Origin of the sequence: Mesorhizobium sp. CA5 (genome assembly GCF_020165105.1) — a bacterium.
Classification (GTDB): domain Bacteria; phylum Pseudomonadota; class Alphaproteobacteria; order Rhizobiales; family Rhizobiaceae; genus Mesorhizobium.
The window spans coordinates 1-19,348 of sequence record NZ_JAIUHJ010000022.1 but is presented as its reverse complement, the minus strand read 5'-3'; the positions used below and the strand labels follow the sequence as shown (position 1 = coordinate 19,348).

The 19,348-nt window shown below is 64.4% G+C and carries 16 protein-coding genes and 1 tRNA gene; 10 read left to right on the top strand and 7 right to left on the bottom strand.

Features of this window, described 5'->3' with window-relative positions; all coding sequences use genetic code 11:
* Position 1 precedes the first annotated feature (1 nt).
* Both cobU and LB529_RS23955 read right to left on the bottom strand, forming a co-directional pair.
* Entirely contained in the window at positions 2 to 547 is a 546-nt protein-coding gene (gene cobU / locus LB529_RS23960) for a bifunctional adenosylcobinamide kinase/adenosylcobinamide-phosphate guanylyltransferase (RefSeq protein ID WP_224545475.1), read from the bottom strand.
* Positions 548 to 676: 129 nt separating this feature from the next.
* Positions 677 to 1,363 carry a gamma-glutamylcyclotransferase gene (locus tag LB529_RS23955; protein ID WP_224600919.1) on the bottom strand — a complete coding sequence of 229 codons (687 nt, stop codon included), beginning with the start codon at positions 1,361 to 1,363 and terminating at the stop codon, positions 677 to 679.
* Positions 1,364 to 1,466: 103 nt separating this feature from the next.
* Here LB529_RS23955 and LB529_RS23950 point away from each other — a divergent pair, with 103 nt between their 5' ends.
* On the top strand, positions 1,467 to 2,657 hold the full coding sequence (locus LB529_RS23950; RefSeq protein ID WP_224600918.1) for an aromatic ring-hydroxylating oxygenase subunit alpha: 1,191 nt from the start codon (positions 1,467 to 1,469) through the stop codon (positions 2,655 to 2,657).
* On the opposite strand, the gene LB529_RS23945 is transcribed toward LB529_RS23950, so the two are convergent.
* Positions 2,626 to 3,825 carry an MFS transporter gene (locus tag LB529_RS23945; RefSeq protein ID WP_224600917.1) on the bottom strand — a complete coding sequence of 400 codons (1,200 nt, stop codon included), beginning with the start codon at positions 3,823 to 3,825 and terminating at the stop codon, positions 2,626 to 2,628. The two genes, LB529_RS23950 and LB529_RS23945, sit on opposite strands and share 32 nt — an antisense overlap.
* Positions 3,826 to 4,051: 226 nt before the next feature.
* Between LB529_RS23945 and LB529_RS23940 the strand changes: the two genes are divergently transcribed.
* Together LB529_RS23940 and LB529_RS23935 are read left to right on the top strand one after the other, a co-directional pair.
* Positions 4,052 to 5,053 (top strand): heparan-alpha-glucosaminide N-acetyltransferase, encoded by a 1,002-nt coding sequence (locus tag LB529_RS23940; protein WP_224600916.1) that lies wholly within the window; start codon positions 4,052 to 4,054, stop codon positions 5,051 to 5,053.
* A complete protein-coding gene (locus LB529_RS23935; protein ID WP_224600914.1) occupies positions 5,050 to 5,529 on the top strand; it encodes a methyltransferase family protein in 480 nt (159 codons plus the stop codon). Before LB529_RS23940 ends, LB529_RS23935 begins: the two co-directional genes overlap by 4 nt.
* Before the next feature lie 337 nt (positions 5,530 to 5,866).
* On the opposite strand, the gene LB529_RS23930 is transcribed toward LB529_RS23935, so the two are convergent.
* Positions 5,867 to 6,253 carry a MerR family transcriptional regulator gene (locus LB529_RS23930; RefSeq protein ID WP_027168973.1) on the bottom strand — a complete coding sequence of 129 codons (387 nt, stop codon included), beginning with the start codon at positions 6,251 to 6,253 and terminating at the stop codon, positions 5,867 to 5,869.
* Positions 6,254 to 6,396: 143 nt separating this feature from the next.
* Positions 6,397 to 7,815, bottom strand: coding sequence for a magnesium transporter (mgtE, locus tag LB529_RS23925; RefSeq protein ID WP_224600912.1), 1,419 nt, complete (start codon positions 7,813 to 7,815; stop codon positions 6,397 to 6,399).
* 360 nt (positions 7,816 to 8,175) lie between these two features.
* Here mgtE and LB529_RS23920 point away from each other — a divergent pair, with 360 nt between their 5' ends.
* The 6 genes from LB529_RS23920 (at position 8,176) to LB529_RS23895 (ending at position 16,129) form a co-directional block, all read left to right on the top strand.
* Entirely contained in the window at positions 8,176 to 8,847 is a 672-nt protein-coding gene (locus tag LB529_RS23920; protein ID WP_224545470.1) for a response regulator transcription factor, read from the top strand.
* A gap of 121 nt (positions 8,848 to 8,968) precedes the next feature.
* Positions 8,969 to 10,159, top strand: a complete 1,191-nt coding sequence (locus tag LB529_RS23915) for an aminotransferase class V-fold PLP-dependent enzyme (RefSeq protein ID WP_224600911.1) — start codon at positions 8,969 to 8,971, stop codon at positions 10,157 to 10,159.
* Between the two features lie 8 nt (positions 10,160 to 10,167).
* Entirely contained in the window at positions 10,168 to 11,130 is a 963-nt protein-coding gene (locus tag LB529_RS23910) for an HpcH/HpaI aldolase/citrate lyase family protein (protein WP_224522751.1), read from the top strand.
* Between the two features lie 20 nt (positions 11,131 to 11,150).
* Positions 11,151 to 12,338 carry a malate--CoA ligase subunit beta gene (locus tag LB529_RS23905; protein WP_224712465.1) on the top strand — a complete coding sequence of 396 codons (1,188 nt, stop codon included), beginning with the start codon at positions 11,151 to 11,153 and terminating at the stop codon, positions 12,336 to 12,338.
* Between the two features lie 13 nt (positions 12,339 to 12,351).
* A complete protein-coding gene (gene sucD, locus LB529_RS23900) occupies positions 12,352 to 13,251 on the top strand; it encodes a succinate--CoA ligase subunit alpha (RefSeq protein ID WP_095764879.1) in 900 nt (299 codons plus the stop codon).
* A gap of 196 nt (positions 13,252 to 13,447) precedes the next feature.
* Complete coding sequence (locus tag LB529_RS23895; protein ID WP_224522752.1) at positions 13,448 to 16,129, top strand: phosphoenolpyruvate carboxylase; 2,682 nt, start codon at positions 13,448 to 13,450, stop codon at positions 16,127 to 16,129.
* A 155-nt stretch (positions 16,130 to 16,284) separates the two neighbouring features.
* On the opposite strand, the gene LB529_RS23890 is transcribed toward LB529_RS23895, so the two are convergent.
* Positions 16,285 to 16,369 (bottom strand) — tRNA-Leu (locus LB529_RS23890).
* Between the two features lie 239 nt (positions 16,370 to 16,608).
* Here LB529_RS23890 and lipB point away from each other — a divergent pair.
* Positions 16,609 to 17,352: a lipoyl(octanoyl) transferase LipB gene (gene lipB, locus LB529_RS23885; protein WP_224712464.1), complete on the top strand. Its 744-nt coding sequence runs from the start codon at positions 16,609 to 16,611 to the stop codon at positions 17,350 to 17,352.
* Between the two features lie 151 nt (positions 17,353 to 17,503).
* Here the strand turns inward: lipB and LB529_RS23880 are convergent, their stop codons facing one another.
* Positions 17,504 to 18,754, bottom strand: a complete 1,251-nt coding sequence (locus tag LB529_RS23880; RefSeq protein WP_224522754.1) for a site-2 protease family protein — start codon at positions 18,752 to 18,754, stop codon at positions 17,504 to 17,506.
* Positions 18,755 to 19,348 lie beyond the last annotated feature (594 nt).

Genomic DNA, 19,348 nt, shown 5'->3' with positions numbered 1-19,348 from the left:
GTCACTTCACCTTGAGTGGCAATCCCGCCACCATCATGAGAACGCTGTCGGCAGCGGCCGCCACCTGCTGATTGAGCCGGCCCGCGGCGTCGCGGAACCGGCGCGCCAGCGCGTTGTCGGGCACGATGCCCAATCCGACTTCATTGGATACCACGAACCATGGACCGCGCGGCCGCGACAGCGCATCCTTGAGCCGCCGGCATTCTGCCTCGACATCATGTTCGGCCAGCATGTGGTTGGTGAGCCACAATGTCAGGCAATCGATCAGCACAGGTTGGTGGGTCGGCAAAGCCTCGATTGTGCCCGCCAGATCGAGCGGCGCATCGACGGTGACCCAGCCTTCGCCGCGCCGCGACCGATGCAGCGCGATGCGCTCGCGCATCTCGTCGTCATAAGCCTGCGCCGTGGCAATGTAGGTCCAGGGCGATGGATGGGCGGTTGTCAGCGCCTCGGCATGCGTGCTCTTGCCCGAACGGGCACCGCCCAGGATGAAGGTCAGCTTCCCATCAGAAGCTCTATTGCCGCTCGCGGCTGTCGCGCCGGTCATTCTTGCCTTCCAGGTTGGAATCGTGTCGCGGCCCAGAGGCCGACGGTGCGCGAACCTTAGGCAGAAGCGCAACCACCGGCAAACCCAATTCCGCCACCGCCCGGCGCGATTGCGGCGCGACTTGCGGTGCTACGAGCCGGCAATCCGCGCCGCGACCAGCTGCTGCAGCCGCCACAAATGCGTATCGTGGATGCCGCGCTGCTCGAGATTCTTCACAGTGTTGTAGAGATAGTCGGCGCCCGAGCCCCAATGGCCGCAGGAGGTCGCCAGCCTTTCGACAACCGCTTCCTCGCTTAATGGACCGGCATAGGTGGTGCCCTGGCGGTTGATGACGAAGGCCAGCGCCCGCAGCGGGCCGCCATCGCTCGTCATATCGAGCAGGCGCGGATGGTAGCTGGTCGGCTTCAGTGTCACCTCTCGCCGCAGGAGCTTGTCGAGCAGCTCCCGCCTGTCGCCGTCGCCGAGCCGAAAGGCGACGCCCTTGCATTGTCCGCCACGGTCCAGCGCCATCATCAGACCCGGACTCTCCTTGGTCCCGCGCCAACGCGTCATGTTCATGCAAAAGGATCTGTGCCAGCCGCGCAGCAGCGCCACGCGCTCCTCGACATGCTCGATCTCGGGCTTCCAGATCAGAGAGCCGTAGCCAAACAGCCAGAGCGGTTCGTTGGCCAGGAGTTGAGCCTCCAGCTCACGCGTCATCGCCGCATAGTCGCTGTCATCCAGATGCGCCGCATCGGGATCCGGTCCCGCATCCTCGACCGCACGGAAGCAGCGGGCGACCAGTTCCTCGGTAAGCGACATGGTTCTTGGCAGCATGCGCGCGACCTTAAGGTTCCTGCGCGACCGAAACTATGCGGGCGCCTCGCGATTGACAACTCCTTGGCCCGGGTGTCGGCTGTCGGCAGCCACGGAGAAGCCGATGCAGCCCGATCCGAGCGAACGCGCGCCTTACAACGGCCTGACCAGTCTCCAGTCGACCTTGCCGTCCGCCTCCTACTGGGGCGCCGACGAGTATCGTCGCGATCTGGACGCCATCTGGTACCGAAGCTGGCTGATGGTCTGCCGCGAGGCCGATCTCGCGGAACCCCTCGCCTTCCGCACGGTGCGCATCGGGACCCAGGAGATCGTCGTGCTGCGTGACGAGACCGGCGCCTTGCGCGCCTTCCACAACACCTGCAGGCATCGCGGCTCGCAGCTTTGCCAGGAGAGCGCCGGGCGGCTGAAAGCCAGACTGCTGACCTGCCCCTACCACGCATGGTCCTATTCGCTGCGCGGCGATCTCGTGCGTGTGCCGTCGAAATCGCTGCCCGAGGGCTTCGACAAGGCCGATTATCCGCTCTACCGCGTGGCGCTCTCGGTTTGGCGCGGTTTCGTCTTCGTCAACCTCGCCGAGCATCCCGACGGCTCGGCGGAAAGCGCCTTTGACCGCGCCTCCGGCGATCTTTCCAACTGGCCGCTGGAGACGCTCGTCACCGGTCACCGGCTCACCAGGGTGATGAACTGCAATTGGAAGGTCTTCTGGGAGAACTTCAACGAATGCCTGCACTGCCCGGGCGTGCATAAGGATTTGTCGCGACTGGTGCCGATCTACGGCCGCGGCCTGATGGCCAGGCATGACGATCCCGAATGGGCGCGCCACTCCGACAATGACGCCCCGGAATTCTCCGGCCGGCTGCGCCCCGGCGCCGAAACCTGGTCGAAAGACGGCCATGTCCATGGCCCGGTCTTTTCCGGCCTGACGCCGGCCGAGCGCGCCGCCGGCCAGACCTACGCCACCTCGCTGCCCTCGATGTTCATCGTCGGCCATGTCGATTACATGCGCACCGTGCGGCTGGCCCCGCTCGGTCCCGAGCAGACCGAGCTCACCGCCGAATGGCTGTTCGCCCCGGAAGCGTTGGCTGAGACCGATGTCGAAAACATCGTCGCCTTCGGCACCCAGGTGCTCGAAGAAGACGCCGTGATCTGCGAGATCAACCAGAAGGGGCTGCGCTCGATGCGCCACGAGGCCGGCGTGCTGATGCCGGAGGAATACGATCTGCACCGCTTCCACGATTGGGTGCGCGGCCGTCACGCAGCGTTCAAAACGCCTTCGGCAGGTAGTGCCAGGTGACGAAGCCGCAGAAGGCGGCCAGGATGCCGAGCGTGACGAACACCGAGCCCAGCCCGAAGAAGGCGAGCACCACCGAATAGACGAGCGGCGGCGTCAGCTCGGAGAAATCGAGATAGGTGCGGTAGACCGCCGCCATCTGCGCCTTCTCGTAAGAGCGTACTGAGCGCAAGAAGGCGGTCGAGCCAAGCGCGTCGAGCGCGATGGTGAAGAGCGCGCCGCAGAGCAGCAGCGCGCCCGTGAGCAACGGCGCCGCCTCGCCGATTCCGCCCGCGGCAAACAGCATGGCCGACATGGCGAAATAGGCGAAAGTCATGACCTTGCGCCCGCCAAAGCGCTTGCCGGCCCTGCCCCAGAAGATCGCCGCGAACAGGAGCGCGTTGCCGGCCGAAACCAGCAAGCCGCCGGCGAGCTCGCCCTGGCCGGTAATCACCATGAACAGCGGGCCGTAGACGAAGAACGTCGTCCAGAAACAGGAGCGGCCGAAGGCGATCAGCCAGGCAAGCCTGAGCCTTGGCTGTTTCACGAAGCGGCCGATATTGGCAAGTGGATTGGCGGGCCGCGACTTGCCGGGCCGGATCGACTGGTTATCGCTCAGCCGGTAGAACCAGAACAGGCAAAGCAGCGCGAACGCAAACACGACGACCGCGCCATGCGCGGCATAGATGCCGAAATGGGTGTAGAGGAAGATGCCGAGCGTCGGCCCGCCGGTCCAGGCGAACATCGACCATGCCATGCGCAGCGATTCTGCCTGCATGAAGTCGGTCTTGCGTATGTGATCCATGATGTAGAGGTTGAGCGTGATCGACAGCGCGCTCGCCCCCATGACGCGGCACAGCATGCCGGCAATCTGGCCGGGCAGCGAGTGGGTGATGAAGAAGGCGGAGCCGAGCGCCAGCAGCACGCAGCCTGCCGTGTAGACCCAGCGCCGCGCGAAGCGGCGAATGAGCACCGGCATGAACAGCGTGACCGAGAGGCCCATCAGGGACACGATCGTGTAGAGGACCGAGACGATCCGCTCATTGTGCAGGATCTCGTAGGCCTGGATCGGGATCACGCTGGAGATCGTGGCGCGGGCGAAGGATTCAACCGCATAGAGTGAGGCGAAGGTGCGCGCGTCCGCCGGCCGCAGGGCCGGAAGCCAGATCGGATGGCGCACATGGGTGGACATCGGCCCTCCGAAACGTGAATCCCGCGCCCGAATCTGGCCGGGCCAGCTGCCGGCCAGTAGCAGGAAACCGACTCCGAAAGGCCGAAAAGCGAAGCCTGCCAAAGGCTTTCCAGCTCTGGCCTAAAGCGAATTTCATGGCTGCCATGAACCGCATTGATGGCCGCCTGCTTCTGTCGTCCACTTGAACCGTGATAGTCGTTTGGCAGGACTGAATCGGATCGAGATGATGAGCCTTCAAACGACGAGCAGCCCTGTTCAGGACGCGCCAAAGCACGGCCGCATCCAGGCCATCGACATCCTGCGCGGCATCGCGCTGATCGCGATGGCGAGCTACCACTTCACCTGGGACCTCGAAAACTTCGGCTACACCGCGCCCGCCCTCACCGCCTTCGGCTGGTGGAAATTCTACGCGCGCTGCATTGCCTCGACTTTCCTGTTCCTGGTCGGCGTCAGCCTCTTCCTCGCCCACGGCCATCAGATCCGTTGGCCAGGCTTCTGGAAGCGCTTTGCCATGGTGGGCATCGCAGCGGCCGCCATCTCGGCAGTCACCTACATCGTCACCCCGGACGGGTTCATCTTCTTCGGCATCCTGCATGAGATCGCGCTGGCGAGCCTGCTCGGCCTCGCCTTTCTAAGGCTGCCCTGGCTGGTGACGGCGATCATCGCCGCGGCGGTAATTGCCGCCCCTTACTATCTGCGGTCGGAGTTCTTCGACCATCCGGCTCTGTGGTGGGTCGGCCTTTCCGCCACCAACCCGCGTTCCAACGACTACGTGCCGCTCTTCCCGTGGTTCGGCGCGGTGCTTGCGGGCATCGCCACGGTGAAGCTCGCTTCCGCATCGGGCTTGCTCGCCCGTCTGGGAAGGTGGCTGCCCGGCCGCTGGTCTAAGCCGCTGACCTTCATCGGCCGGCACAGCCTCGCCTTTTACCTCATCCACCAGCCGCTTCTGTTCGGCTCGGTGTGGCTGTTCTCGCAGGTCATGCCGGCAGTCCCTCAGGATCGGGAAGCCGGCTTCCTGCCGGCTTGCCAGGCGCAGTGCGAACAACAGCGGGACAGCAAGTTCTGTACGAGCTATTGTGGCTGCATGCTGGACACGCTGAAGGGCGAAGGGTCGCTCGACAAGCTCTACGCCAACGATCAGTCCAGCGTCTGGAAATCGCATCTGGCCGACATGGCGGAGACCTGCACCGCCGCGACGCAGGACCAGATGGAGGGAGGGCAGCAATGACGGGCATCACAAAGCCCAGACACGGGATCATTCCCTGGCCGCCGGTGATCTATGTCGCGGCGATTGCGGCGAGCATCGTCCTCGGCATGCTCTACCCACTGCCCTGGATCGGCGACATTCTCGGCGATCTCCTGTTCGGCGTCGGCTGGGTGGCGCTGTTCGGCGTCGCCATGCTCTGGGTCACGGCCATCCGTGTCATGATGCGGGCCAAGACGACATTCGACCCCAACGCCGAGCCCGATCATCTGGTGACGTCGGGCCCCTTCGGCATCACCCGCAATCCGATGTATCTCGCCAACACGCTGCTGCTGATCGGCGTCGCCTTCATCACCGGCATCGGCTGGTTCCTGCTCTTCGCCTTTCTGGCCGCCTTCGCGACGCAGAAACTGGCGATCGAGAAGGAGGAAAAGATCCTGGCGGAGAAGTTCGGCAAGAAATACCGCGATTATGCCAAGCGGGTGCGGCGCTGGATTTGAGGTTGCTTCCGCAATGACGGCTGCCTGGTGCGATCAGACTGCACACCTAGGCGATCAGCAACCGCGCACCTCGGCGATTTGGCAGGAGCATCCGCAACTTCGTCATTCCAGGGCGGAGCAAGGAGCGAAGCGACGCGCGCAGACCCTGGAATCCATGCCGTTACCTATACGCGTTGCAACGGTGCAGAGAGCCTACGTTCTGCACCGTTTTCGCCCTTCGGCGAAGGTAACGGAATGGATCCTCGGGTCTTCGCTCCGCTTCGCGTCGCTACGCCCAAGGATGACGAAGGTTCGGAACGCTTCGGCTAATCACCAAGGTCCGCTATGACAGGTGCCATCAGGTATTCACACCCAACTCGGCTAGCCGCTCCACGCAGGATTCTTCCGCCTGGTCCAACTCGGCCAGCGTCTCTTCCAGGTCGCGCCGCTTCTGGCGCAGGTCCTCGCGCTTCTCCTCGATGCGCTTGATCATCAGCTTGAGCTGGCCGACCTCGCCGGGCGGCTCCTTGTACATCTGAATGATCTCGCGGATCTCGTTGATCGAGAAGCCGAGCCTTTTTCCCCGCATGATCTGGCGGATGAGATGCCGGTCCGACGGCCGAAACAGCCGCGTGCGGCCGCGCCTTACCGGCTGCACCAGCCCCTCGTCCTCGTAAAAACGCAATGTCCGCGTCGACACGTCGAACTCGCGCGTCAGCTCGGTGATCGTGTAATATTCCCGCATTCCCGCTCCCAAGCCCGGGCATCGCGCTTGAAGCGTCGCCCTTCCCTCCGATGATACCCATCCAGCGCCGGAATCGGCACGTGACCCCGCGGCAACCCTCGCACGGCACTTACGTAAAAGTCAATTAATGGCGCTTTATTGCTTTAGCGAATGCTGAACCACCAGGTAGCCAAGCCAAGGAAAGCAAAGAAGCCGACGACATCGGTGACGGTGGTGACGAAGACGGCGGAGGCCACGGCCGGATCGATCTTGAAACGGTCAAGCAGCAGGGGAATGAGAATCCCTGCCAAGGCGGCCGCGAACATGTTGATGATCATCGCCGCCGCGATGATGCCGCCCAGATTGGGATCGCGGAACCAGAAACCGGCGACCATGCCGATAAGCACGGCAAACACCACACCGTTGATGAAACCGACACCGACCTCGCGGCGGATGATGCGGGCGGCGTTGTAGATATCGAGGTCCCTGGTCGCCAGCGCGCGCACGGTGACGGTCATGGTCTGCGAGCCGGCATTGCCGCCCATGCCGGCGACGATCGGCATCAGCACCGCCAGCGCGACCACATGCTCGATGGTGCGGTCGAACAGGCCGATGACCGAAGCCGCGAGGAAGGCGGTCACAAGATTGACCAGCAGCCAGGGCACGCGTGAGCGCGAGGTGGCGAGCACCGTGTCGGACAATTCCTCGTCGCCGACGCCGCCCATGCGCAAAAGGTCCTCTTCCGCCTCTTCCTGGATGACGTCGACCACGTCGTCGATGGTCAGTACGCCGACCAGCCGCCCGTTCTCGTCGACCACGGCGGCGGAGAGCAAATTATACTGCTCGAACTCGCGTGCCGCCTCTTCCTGGTCCATGGTGGCCGAGATCGCATGCAGTGTCTCATGCATGACATCCTCGACCTTGACCGCCCGCTTGTTGCGCAGGATCTGGTCGAGATCGATGGCGCCGAGCAGCTTGAAGCTCGGGTCGATGACGAAGATCTGGCTGAAGCGCTCGGGCAGGTTTCTGTCCTCGCGCATGTAGTCGATGGTCTGGCCGATGGTCCAGAACGGCGGCACGGCGACAAACTCCGTCTGCATGCGCCGGCCGGCGGTCTCTTCCGGATAGTCGAGCGCGCGCCTGAGCCTGATGCGCTCGGTGAAAGGCAGTTGCGACAGGATTTCGTCCTGGTCTTCCTTCTCTAAGTCCTCGAGGATGTAGACCGCGTCGTCGGAATCCAGCTCCTGCACCGCCTGCGCGATCTGCGCATTGGGCAGATTGTCGACGATGTCGAGGCGGATCGCTTCATCGACTTCGGTCAGCGCGGAGAAGTCGAAATCGGAGCCGAGCAGTTCGACCAAAGCCCGGCGCTGTTCGGGATGAAGCGCCTCCAGCACGTCGCCGAGTTCCGACTGGTGCAGGTCATCGACCTCGCGCTTGAGGGTGATCGTGTCGCGGTCGACGATCGCCGCGCCGATCTGGGCAAGGAAGGAGGCGCGCACCGCGCCGTCCTCGCCATAGATGTCGGCGTGATGCTCCTCGGCGGGCGCGGCGCCGGTCGTCTGTGTGTCCTGGCCTTCCACCAGCGCCTCCCGCAACGAGGAATCCTGAAACGAGGTCTAGTGCATGATCCCGAAAAGGGGAAACCGCTTTTCGGAAAATCCAAACCCTGTTCGGCAGATAGCGCGGCAACAGGATTCGTCTTGGAAAGATGTCGCTCTAGCGCGTGGAATAGCCGAAGAAATGTGACGGTCGCCTTCGCCTCGCAACCTCCCGGAAGTAGCGTGGAGCGCCCGGGTGGCGGGTGCGACAATCGCTTCAGCCGGCGCGACAGCGCATGTCGCTGGGGAAAGAGCACCCCTTCCCTATTGAGGCAGAATTGTCATGATGCATGATCCAGCAGGATCAGCGCATCGCCAATCGGTCCGGGGACAACGCTGGCCTTGAACATCAAGTCCGCAAAGACGAACGAGGGCAATGCCGAGCGGCGCGTTCGCGTGGTCGTCGCCGAGCGCAATCCTTTCGTCGTTTCGGCGCTGCGCGAGATGCTGGAATGCGACGGCCGCTTCGATTTGCTCGGTGTCGTGCACAGCGGCGCGCAATTCCTGGAACTGGCCGCCGCCACGCAATTCGATGTCGCCGTCGTCGGCTGGAAGCTGGCCGACATGGACGGCGCCGATGTGCTTACGGAAGTCCAGAGCCGCGAGCTTGGCGTGCGCATCGCGATCTTCTCCAACGACCACGACATCGGCATCCTGAAGCAATGCGTACGCCTGGGCGCTCAAGGCTACTGCTTCCAGTTCGACGATCCGCCGGTCATCTTCGAGACGATCCTGGCGGTCGCCCACGGGCGCATCTGCATTCCGTATATCGACATCAACAAGGTCAACGACACACCGTTGTCCAGGCTCACCGTGCGCGAGCGCGAGTTGCTGGCGGTGCTTTCCGACGGCTGGACCAATTTGCAGATCGCAACGCGGACCGGGATTTCCGAGAACACGGTGAAGTATCACTTGAAGAATCTCTACGACAAGCTGGACGTCCGCAACCGCGCCATGGCCGTCGCGCTCTATTCGAGCGAAAAACGCCGCACTTCCAAATCGCCTATCGGGTAGGCCAACCGGGTAGGATCATCCCACCCTCAAGGGCAAACAACTTACCCGGCAAGGTGTTGTTGCAAGGCCTCATCGAAACGAAACTGCCTCCAATATCCCAACGATCGGAGGAGTTTCGCGCATGGCTGGGTTTACCCATCTCTTTATCCCAGGACCCACCAACATTCCGGAACAGGTCCGGCAAGCCATGAACCTGCCGATGGAGGATATGCGCGCCTCCTCCTTCCCCAACCTGACGCTACCGCTGTTCGAGGACATCAAAAAGGTCTTCAAGAACGAGACCGGCCGCGTCTTCATCTACCCCTCCTCAGGCACCGGCGCCTGGGAAGCGGCGATGACCAATGTGCTCAGCCCCGGCGACAAGGTGCTGATGTCGCGCTTCGGCCAATTCTCCCATCTGTGGGTCGACATGGCCGAGCGGCTCGGCTTCGATGTCGATGTCATCGATTGCGAATGGGGCACTGGCGTCCCGCTCGAGCTCTATGTCGAGAAGCTTCGGGCCGACAAGGCGCACCGCATCAAGGCTGTCTTCTGCACCCAGAACGAGACCGCGACCGGCGTCACCAGCGACGTCGCCGGCTGCCGCGCCGCGCTCGACGCGGCGAACCATCCTGCCCTTCTCTTCGTCGACGGCGTTTCCTCGATCGGCTCGATCGACTTCCGCCAGGAGGAATGGGGCGTCGACTGCGCCGTCAGCGGTTCGCAGAAAGGCTTCATGCTGCCGGCCGGCCTCGGCTTCCTGTCGGTCAGCAAGAAGGCGCTTGCCGCTTCGCGGGTGGCGACACACCGGCACTGCTACTTTTCCTTCGAGGACATGATCCGCGCCAATGACGCGGGCTATTTCCCCTATACGCCGGCCACCCAGTTGCTGCGCGGCCTGCGCGCCTCGCTCGACCTGATTGCCGAGGAAGGGTTGGAAAACATCTTCGCCCGCCACCATCGCCTGGCCGAGGGCGTGCGCAAGGCCGTCGACGCCTGGGGCCTGAAGCTCTGCGCCAAGACACCGCAATGGCACTCCGACACGGTCAGCGCCATCCTGGTGCCGGAAGGCATCGACAGCGCCAATGTCGTCAAGCGCGCCTACCAGCAATACAACACCTCCCTCGGCGGCGGCTTGAACAAGGTGTTCGGAAAAGTCTTCCGCATCGGCCATCTTGGCTGGCTGAACGAGGTTATGGTCTGCGCCTCGCTGTCGGCCGCCGAAATGGCGCTGCTCGATTGCGGCGTGCGCCTGGCGCCCGGCTCGGGCGTGGCGGCGGCGATCGAGCATTTCCGCCGCACGGCCGATGTGCCGGTCGCCAGAGCGGCGTGAGGGGTACCATGAGCCACACCATCAACCATCTGAAGAAGCTGAGGCTGCAGCGCAGCGAGCTCGCGGTGCCGGGCTCCAGCCCGGAGATGATCGACAAGGCGGCCAACAGCGCCGCCGACTTCGTCTTCCTCGACATCGAGGATGCGGTGGCGCCGCCCGACAAGGAACGCGCCCGCAAGAACATCATCCAGGCGCTGAACGACATCGACTGGCGCGCCAAGGGCAAGACCGTCTCGGTGCGCATCAATGGGCTCGACACGCATTACATGTACCGCGACGTCGTCGACGTCATGGAGCAGGCCGGCGACCGGCTGGACACGATCCTGGTGCCGAAGGTCGGCGTGCCGGCCGACCTCTATATGGTCGAGGCCATGGTCAACCAGATCGAGATGGCCAAAGGTTTCAAGACCCGCGTCGGCCTCGAGGCATTGATCGAGACGGCGCTGGGCATGGCCAATGTCGAGGCGATCGCCGCCACGCCGGGCCGGCTGGAAGCCATGCATTTCGGCGTCGCCGACTATGCCGCAAGCAACAAGGCGCGCACGGTCAACATCGGCGGGCTCAACCCCGACTATCCCGGCGACCAGTGGCATTTCGCCCTGTCGCGCATGACGGTCGCCTGCCGCGCCTACGGCCTGCGCGCCATCGACGGTCCATTCGGCGATTTCTCCGATCCGGAGGGCTACAACGCGGCCGCCAGGCGCGCCGCGGCGCTCGGCATCGAAGGCAAATGGGCGATCCACCCTTCGCAGATCGCCTTGGCCAACGATGTGTTCTCGCCGCCGGAGAAAGAAGTCACGCGGGCCAGGCGTATCCTCGAGGTGCTGAAGGAGGCCGAGGCGCTCGGCAAGGGCGCCGCGGCGCTCGACGGCAAGATGATCGACGCGGCGTCGGAGCGCATGGCGCGCAACGTGCTGGTGGTGAGCGAGGCGATCGAGCGCGCCGGCCAGTCGCATGGCGCGGCGCACTAAAAAATTACTGGGAGGACATGATGGACATCCACGAATACCAGGCCAAGGAACTGCTTGCCCGCCACGGCGTGCATGTGCCGCGCGGCGGCCTCGCCTACAGCCCCGAACAGGCGACCTACCGTGCCCGGGAGATCGGCGGCGCCAAATGGGTGCTGAAGGCGCAGGTTCACTCCGGCGCGCGCGGCAAGGCCGGCGGGATAAAACTCTGCTCGAACGACGAGGAGATCTCCAACGCGGCAGAAGCCATGCTCGGGCGCAAGCTGGTGACCCAGCAGACCGGCCCGCGCGGCAAGCTGATCTCGCGCCTCTATCTCGAGGAGGCCGTCGACATCGCGCAGGAGCTCTATCTCGGCTTCGTCCTCGACCGCAAGGAAGAGCGCGTCATGATCGTGGCGTCGGCCGCCGGCGGCATGGAGATCGAGGACATCTCCGAAAAGAAGCCGGACTCCATCATCCGCGCCACCGTCGATCCGGGCGTCGGCATGCAAGGCTTCCAAGCGCGCGAGATCGCCTTCGGACTGGGCCTCGAGAGCAACCTGATCGGCAAGGCGACCGAAACCATCCTCGGCTGCTACCAGGTGTTCCGCGACTACGACGCCTCGATGCTGGAAATCAATCCGCTGGTGGTGACGCGCGACGGCAGCCTGGTCGCGCTCGACGCCAAGATGTCGTTCGACGAGAACGCGCTGTTTCGCCGCCCGGAAATTTCCGAGCTGCGCGACAAGAGCCAGGAAGATCCGCGCGAGACTTTCGCCAGCGACCGCGGCCTCTCCTATGTCGGGCTCGAAGGCAATATCGGCTGCATCATCAACGGCGCCGGCCTGGCCATGGCGACGATGGACATGATCAAGATCGCCGGCGGCGAGCCGGCCAATTTCCTCGATATCGGCGGTGGCGCCTCGCCGGAGCGGGTGGCGAAATCCTTCCGCGCCGTGCTCGGCGATAAGAATGTCGAGACAATCCTGGTCAACATCTTCGCCGGCATCAACCGCTGCGACTGGGTGGCGGAAGGCGTCATCAAGGCGATCCGCGAGGTCGGTGTCGACGTGCCGTTGGTGGTGCGCCTATCCGGCACCAAGGTCGAGGAAGGACGCAAGGTCCTGGCCGATTCCGGCGAGAAGGTGATCGTCGCCGACACGCTGGCCGAAGCCGCCGAAAAGGCCGTCGCCGCCTGGCGCGAAGCCGCCAAGAACAAAAAAGCAGCCTGAGGGAGGTCGAGAAATGGCAATCCTGCTCAACCGCAGCACGCGCGTCATCGTGCAAGGTTTTACCGGCAAGATCGGCAGCTTCCATGCCGACGACATGAAGCGCTATGGAACCAAGCTGGTCGGCGGCGTCACCCCCGGCAAGGGCGGCCAGACGCATCTCGGCCTGCCCGTCTTCAACACTGTCAAGGGCGCCGTGCGCGAAACCCGCGCCGAGGCGAGCATCGTTTTCGTGCCGCCTCCCTTCGCCGCCGATTCGATCATGGAAGCCGCCGACGCCGGCATCAAGCTTTGCGTCTGCATCACCGACGGCATCCCCTCGCAGGACATGATGCAGGTCAAGCGCTACATGCGCCGCTACCGCTTCGAGGACCGCATGCGCCTCGTCGGCCCGAACTGCGCCGGCGTCATCACGCCCGGACAGGCGCTGATGGGCATCATGCCGGGCAGCATCTATCTGCCCGGACGCGTCGGCATCGTCGGCCGTTCCGGCACGCTGGGCTACGAGGCCGCCTCGCAGATGAAGGCGCTGGGCATCGGCGTGTCGACCAGCGTCGGCATCGGCGGCGATCCGATCAACGGCTCGTCCTTCAAGGACATCCTGCAGCTCTTCGAGCGCGACGACGACACCGACGCCGTGGTGATGATCGGCGAGATCGGCGGCCCGCAGGAAGCCGAAGCCGCGATCTGGGCGCGCGACAATATGAGGAAGCCGCTGATCGCCTACATCGCCGGCCTCTCAGCCCCGAAGGGCCGCCGCATGGGCCATGCTGGCGCGATCATCTCCGCCTTCGGCGAGTCGGCGCAGGAAAAGGTCGAGATCCTCAAGGAAGCGGGCGTCGTCATCGTGCCGACCCCCGCCTCCTTCGGCGAGGTGGTGGCCGATACGCTGGCGCGGACGAAGAAGGCGGCTTGACGGCCGACCAGGCGAGAATCGCGACAGGATGTGAAGCCTGTTCCGGGCCGGCCTCCTCGATGGTCGTCGGCCCGTGCCTCGGCGCTGCCCTATGAAGGGCAATCCCAGGAAACGTGCGCTGCGGCCGTCCGGGATTGCCTGAAAACAACTGCTTAGCAGCGCGGCGGCAAATCGGCTGACGATCGGGAAAGCGGCTTTGGAACAGAGCAAACCCATCAAGTTTCGTGAGGACGAGCGCAGCCTGCTGTTACGCCTGCTGCTTCAGGTCGCAAGCGCGCGTGAGCCCGAGATCGCCGCGGTCCTGAACGGACGCAGGTCACTCGTCTCGCTGGCCCCGGAGCAGCGCATCCCGGCGCTCCAGGCGAGCGGCGTGTGGTTCCAGTTGCTGACCATTGTCGACGAGTTGCTTGCCATGCGGGCGCGGCGCGAGCTCGAGCAAGGTGCGGGCGCCGACGAAGTGCCTGGGTCGTTCGCCAGCGTGATTGCCGAGATGGCGGCGAACGGCCACTCGGCGGCGGAAGCCCAGGCGGCGCTCGACGAACTTTGCGTCGGCCCGACCATGACCGCGCATCCGACGGAGGCCAAACGCGTCACCGTGCTGGAGATCCACCGCCGCATCTATCGCAAGCTGACCGAGCTCGATCAGCCGCGCTGGGCGCCGCGCGAACGCGATCTCCTGGTCGCCGACTTGGAAAGCGAGATCGAGCTTTTGTGGATGACCGGCGAGTTGCGGCTGGAGCGGCCGACGGTCGAGCGCGAGATCGCCTGGGGACTGCATTTCTTCCGCGAAGTCATCTTCGAGGCAACGCCGCAGCTCTATGGCAAGCTTCAGAGCGCCTGCGAGCGCCACTATCCGGGCGAGCCGATCCGAATTCCTTCCTTCATGCGCTATGCCTCCTGGATCGGTGGCGACCGCGACGGTAATCCGAACGTGACGGCTGCGGTCACGGCCCATGCCATGGCCGAATACCGCAACACCGCCATAGGCTGGTATCTGGCGCAGGTGCAGCGGCTGGTGACGGTGCTCAGCGCCAGTTCGAACGTCATCGACCTGCCGGCCGGCTTCAGGCCGGTGCTGCAAACAGCGCTGGATAAGAGTGGAGAGGCGCAAGAGATAGCCGCCCGCAACCCTGACGAACCGCTGCGCCAGTTCGCTTCGGCCCTGCTGGCCCGGCTGGTCGCCACGCGTGACGGCGGCAAGGCGGCCTACCCCTCGGCGGAGGCGTTTCGCGCCGATCTCAACGCTCTCTCATCAGTCCTCGAAGCGATCGGCGGCCGCGCGGTCGCCAGGCGTTTCATCCAGCCGCTCGTTTGGCAGTTCGGAAGCTTTGGCTTCCGCACGGTCTCGCTCGACATCCGGCAGAACTCCACAGTCGTCAATCGGGTGCTGGCCGAGCTGTTTGCGCTGATAGACGCCGCCGATCCGATCGCCGCCGGCACGCCGCAATGGTCGGCGCGCATTCGCGCGGCCCTCAGCCAGGGCGAGCGGCTGGAGATCGACGAAGGACGGCTCTCGCCGGAAGCCGCCGAGCTGCTTTCGACATTCTCGGTTATCGCCAAGCAGATCTCGGGCTCCGATGCCGATGCGGTCGGCTCTTTCGTGCTCAGCATGACCCGCTCGGCCGACGATCTGCTCGCGGTCTACCTGCTGGCGCAATATTGCAGGCTCTCCACCGCGCCCGGCGGCGACGGCACGATCAGGCTGCGGATCGTGCCGTTGTTCGAGACCATCGCCGACCTGCAGGCAGCCCCTGCCATCCTGAACGAACTGCTCGGCGTCTCGCTGGTGCGGCGGACGGTGCGCGATTTCGGCGCGCGCCAGGAAATCATGCTTGGCTATTCGGACTCCAACAAGGATGGCGGATTCCTCGCTTCCAATTGGGAACTGGCAAAGGCGCAGAAGCGCCTCGCCGCCATCGGCCGCAAGCACAAGGTCAGGATCGGTTTCTTTCACGGCCGCGGCGGCTCCGTCAGCCGGGGCGGCGCGCCGACCGGCCGGGCCATCGCGGCGCAGCCGCAGGGCACCGTCGCCGGATCCATGCGGGTGACCGAGCAGGGCGAGGTCGTGTCGTCGAAATTCGCCAATCGCGGCACCGGCCTCAACCAGCTTGAGGTTCTCGCCGCCGCCGTGCTGGCGCACGGGATCCGATCGCCCGGCGATGCCGGGCCGAAGGAATCGCCGGAGTTCGACGAAGCGCTGGAAGCGCTGGCCGGCATGTCGCAGGCGTCTTATGCCAGGTTGATGGCCGAGCCGGGCTTCCTCGATTATTTCAACCAGGCGAGCCCGGTCGCCGAACTGGCGCTCTTGAAAATGGGCTCACGGCCGGATCGTCGTTTCGGCGCCAGCGGCATTGCCGATCTGCGCGCCATTCCGTGGGTGTTCGCGTGGAGCCAGAACCGACATCTCTTGACCGGCTGGTACGGCATCGGCAGCGCGCTGAGCGCGTTCGTCACAGTACGCGGCGAAGCCGGGCGCGAGCTTCTGACCCGCATGTTCGAGCACTCGCGCTTTTTCCGCCTGATCGTCGACGAGGCCGAAAAGACGCTCTACCAGTCCGACATGGAGATCGCACGGCTCTATGCCGACCTGGTGTCCGACAGCGATGCGGCGGTAAGAATCCACGCCCGCATCGCCGCCGAATACGAGCTGACTCGGCGCCTGATCGGCGACCTTACGGGAGGCGACCTTTCCGCGCGCTTCCCGATGTTCAAAAGGCGTTTCGACAATCTGCGCCGGCAGATGGACGATATCCACCGGCTGCAGGTCAATCTGCTGCGCGAAGTTCGGGCAGGCACAGGCGCAGATCAAAGGCGGGCGACCGACGCCCTGCTCGTCTCGATCAACTGCATCTCGGCCGGTCTGGGGTGGACGGGATAGGCTCGGTTTGCCCGTTGCCGGAATTGCCTCGCGTCAAGCATCAGCGGCGGTGTGGTCTCATTGCCCGCCGCCGCTTCACTTTGGTTCAGGAAACAGCCGGCAGCGACGAGAACGATCGCTCGCCGATGCCAAATTCGACAGGCTTTTGGGGAGAATGGTGCGGTCGAGAAGACTCGAACTTCCACGGGTTGCCCCACAGCGACCTCAACGCTGCGCGTCTACCAATTCCGCCACGACCGCACGTGGTAGGAGCCGGAACCGTCCGGCCCGGGGCCTGTAGCAAATCGTTTCCGGCGAAACAAGTGCGCCGAGCGGAATATTCGCGAATGCGTATCGCCCACAGGTGCGCAGAGATTTTGGGAGGACGACGTGCATCAGGCAAAGCGGCTGGCACAAGCCTCCGCGGCTCGGCTTCACACTGGCAGAACTGGACGTTTTGGCCGATTGCCGCCATATGAGAGGAGCATCGAGAAAGTTCCATGACAGAACGTAGCCAGATCGCCACGTCGTTCCTTCCCCTGCCTGGTTCGGCGCCTGTGGAATGGGTGATCGAACCTGGCCTCACCTCTTATCCGGACGCGCTGGCTTTCATGGAGGCGCGCGCCGAGGCGATCCGCAGCGGTGCTGCCGGCGAGATGGTCTGGCTGGTCGAGCATCCGCCGCTCTACACCGCCGGCACCAGCGCGCGAATTGAAGACCTGATCGATTCCGACCGCTTTCCGGTCTTTGCCGCCGGGCGCGGCGGCGAATATACCTATCACGGTCCTGGCCAGCGCGTGGCCTATGTGATGCTCGACCTGAAGCGCCGGCGCGAGGATGTGCGCGCCTTCGTCGCGGCGCTCGAGCAATGGATCATCGCCACGCTCGCCGCCTTCAACGTGCGCGGCGAGCGGCGCGAGGACCGCGTCGGCGTCTGGGTGGTGCGGCCGGACCGGCCCGCCCTGCCGGACGGCACGCCCGCCGAAGACAAGATCGCGGCCATCGGCATCCGGCTGCGGCGCTGGGTGAGCTTTCACGGCATCGCCATCAATGTCGAGCCGGATCTCGGCCATTTCAGCGGCATCGTGCCCTGCGGCGTCTCGGACCATGGCGTGACCAGCCTCGTCGATCTTGGGCTGCCCGTCACCATGGCCGACCTCGACCTCGCGCTGAAAGCTGCGTTCGAGGATGTGTTCGGACCTGCCGCCGTTCCGGCTGTAGAGCCTGCTCGCAAGGCTAGCTAAGCCGCTCCGCCTAGGTGTGTCGATATTCAGGTCAGGCCGAGTCGAAAATGGCGGGTTCCGAGAACCGCAGCGGAGCGTATTTTGGTCGTGAGCACCGGAAGCGCAGGAAGCCGCCATTTGCAGACCGGCCTCACCTGAATATCGACACACCCTACATGAGCTGCGCCGAAGCCCACAGCATGCCGTAGCCATGGATGGCAAAGACGGCGAGCAGCGCGCCGGCCATGGCCAGCCGGTCGAAGGGCCGGATCGGCTTCAACTCGTGGCGCGGTTTCACGCCGCTGCCCACGGTGATCAGGCTCAGCATCGCGAACACCGCGCCGGCGATCAGCAGGAAGGTCGGCGAGAACCCAGCCCGCCAGCCGAGCGACAGAAGCGCTGAGAGCAGCAGGAAGGACGCCAGCGCAAGTGCGGCCGGGCCTGGGCAGATCTGGCGCAGCACCTGGCCGCCGTCGAATTTCCACACCGGCACGAGGTTGGCGATGTTGAACAGCGACGCGCAGCCGGCAAGCGTGGCCAAAAGCATGGCGGCCAGCCGATGTCCTTCGCCATTGGCGAAGCCGCTGGCGGCGATCAGCACCGGCACCAGGAAGGCGGAGAAGCCGGCGCCCATAAGCGCCACGAAGGCGACCTCGAAGCGGCTGTCATAGGGCCTGCCGCCGATCGCGATGCCGCCAAGCAGCGGAATGAAGATCATCCGCGCGCGGCGATGCCCCGTCAGGCGGAAGGCGGCCATATGGCCAAGCTCGTGCAGGGCGACCACCGAGGTGAGGATCGCCGCCAGCGCCAGGCCGCCAAGATTGAGCCCGAAGAACGGCCACAGGATCAGGGCCGAAAGCACGGCGAAGCCGATCTGGCTCAGCGGATGCTCGAACCAGCCGCCTTTGCGATAAGTGCCCGTCGCCGCCCAGACGTCGAGCTTGCGCAATTCGCGACGCATGGCGAAGAAACGGAAGATCAGGAACGCAACGCCGCGATAGCGGTCGGTCTGGGTGAGCGTCACTCGCACGGCCTCGCCTTCCGGCACAAGTTCGACGGTCTCGCGATAGTTCGCCCAGAATGATGGATCGAGCGCCGTATCCTCGAGGACGGTCATGGAGAAGTAGCTTCCCTCCCTCACATCCTCGAGCCGCGCCTTGCGGTCGATCGGCCGGCCGTCCCGTCCTTCCCAGGAGAGCCGGATCAGCGCCGTCCCCTCGCCGTCCAGCGACTCGGCGGAAAGAATTTCGCCCGACCATCCGGCATCGCTGCCGAACGGCCACAGCGCCTGCCAAAGGCGATTGCGGTCGGCCTTGATCACGCGGCTGACCGTCACCGTGCGCAGTCCGAGCGGCACGGTCATCAAAAGAAAGATCAGTCCGAGATTGCCGGCCACGAGCGTGACCGTGACGATGACCGACACTTGCCTTGGCTCCCTATCTTGAAGGAGCAGCCTAGCGGCGACGCGGCCAAGAAAGGCTTAACAGCGGGCGGGCTCTTGCCCGTCCCGCGGGTGGGCTCTTGCCCGTTCCAGGTGGTCTCCCCCATCCCGACATGGGCGGACTCCTGCCCGCCCCAACGACGGGCGGGCATCTGCCCGTCCCGTACGGCGGCGAAACCGCCTGATCACATGGCGCCGATCCAGATCGCCATGGAAACGAGAAAGGTGCTCATGCAAACCAGTGAAACGACGTCCTGAACAAGATCGCTCATAACTCTCTCCTGTTGTTGCTATGTTCGTAATTTGTTCCAATTTTGTTCGAATGTCAACGACCGTCGGAGGCGTGCCAGATTGATTTCGGGCGATCCGTTTGGGCAGGGTTAAGGAAAGGTTGAGGGCCTTGCTCCGCGGGCACACCGCAGCCGTTTGCGATTAGCCAACACGCCGATGGCTTCGTCATTCTAGGGCGGAGCAAGGAGCGAAGCTCCGTCGCGGAGATCCTGGAATCCTGTGTGTTGGTTCTGGTGTATGGTTGAAGTGGGAAGGAGACCGAATGAATCCTGGTCGTCCTTTCGG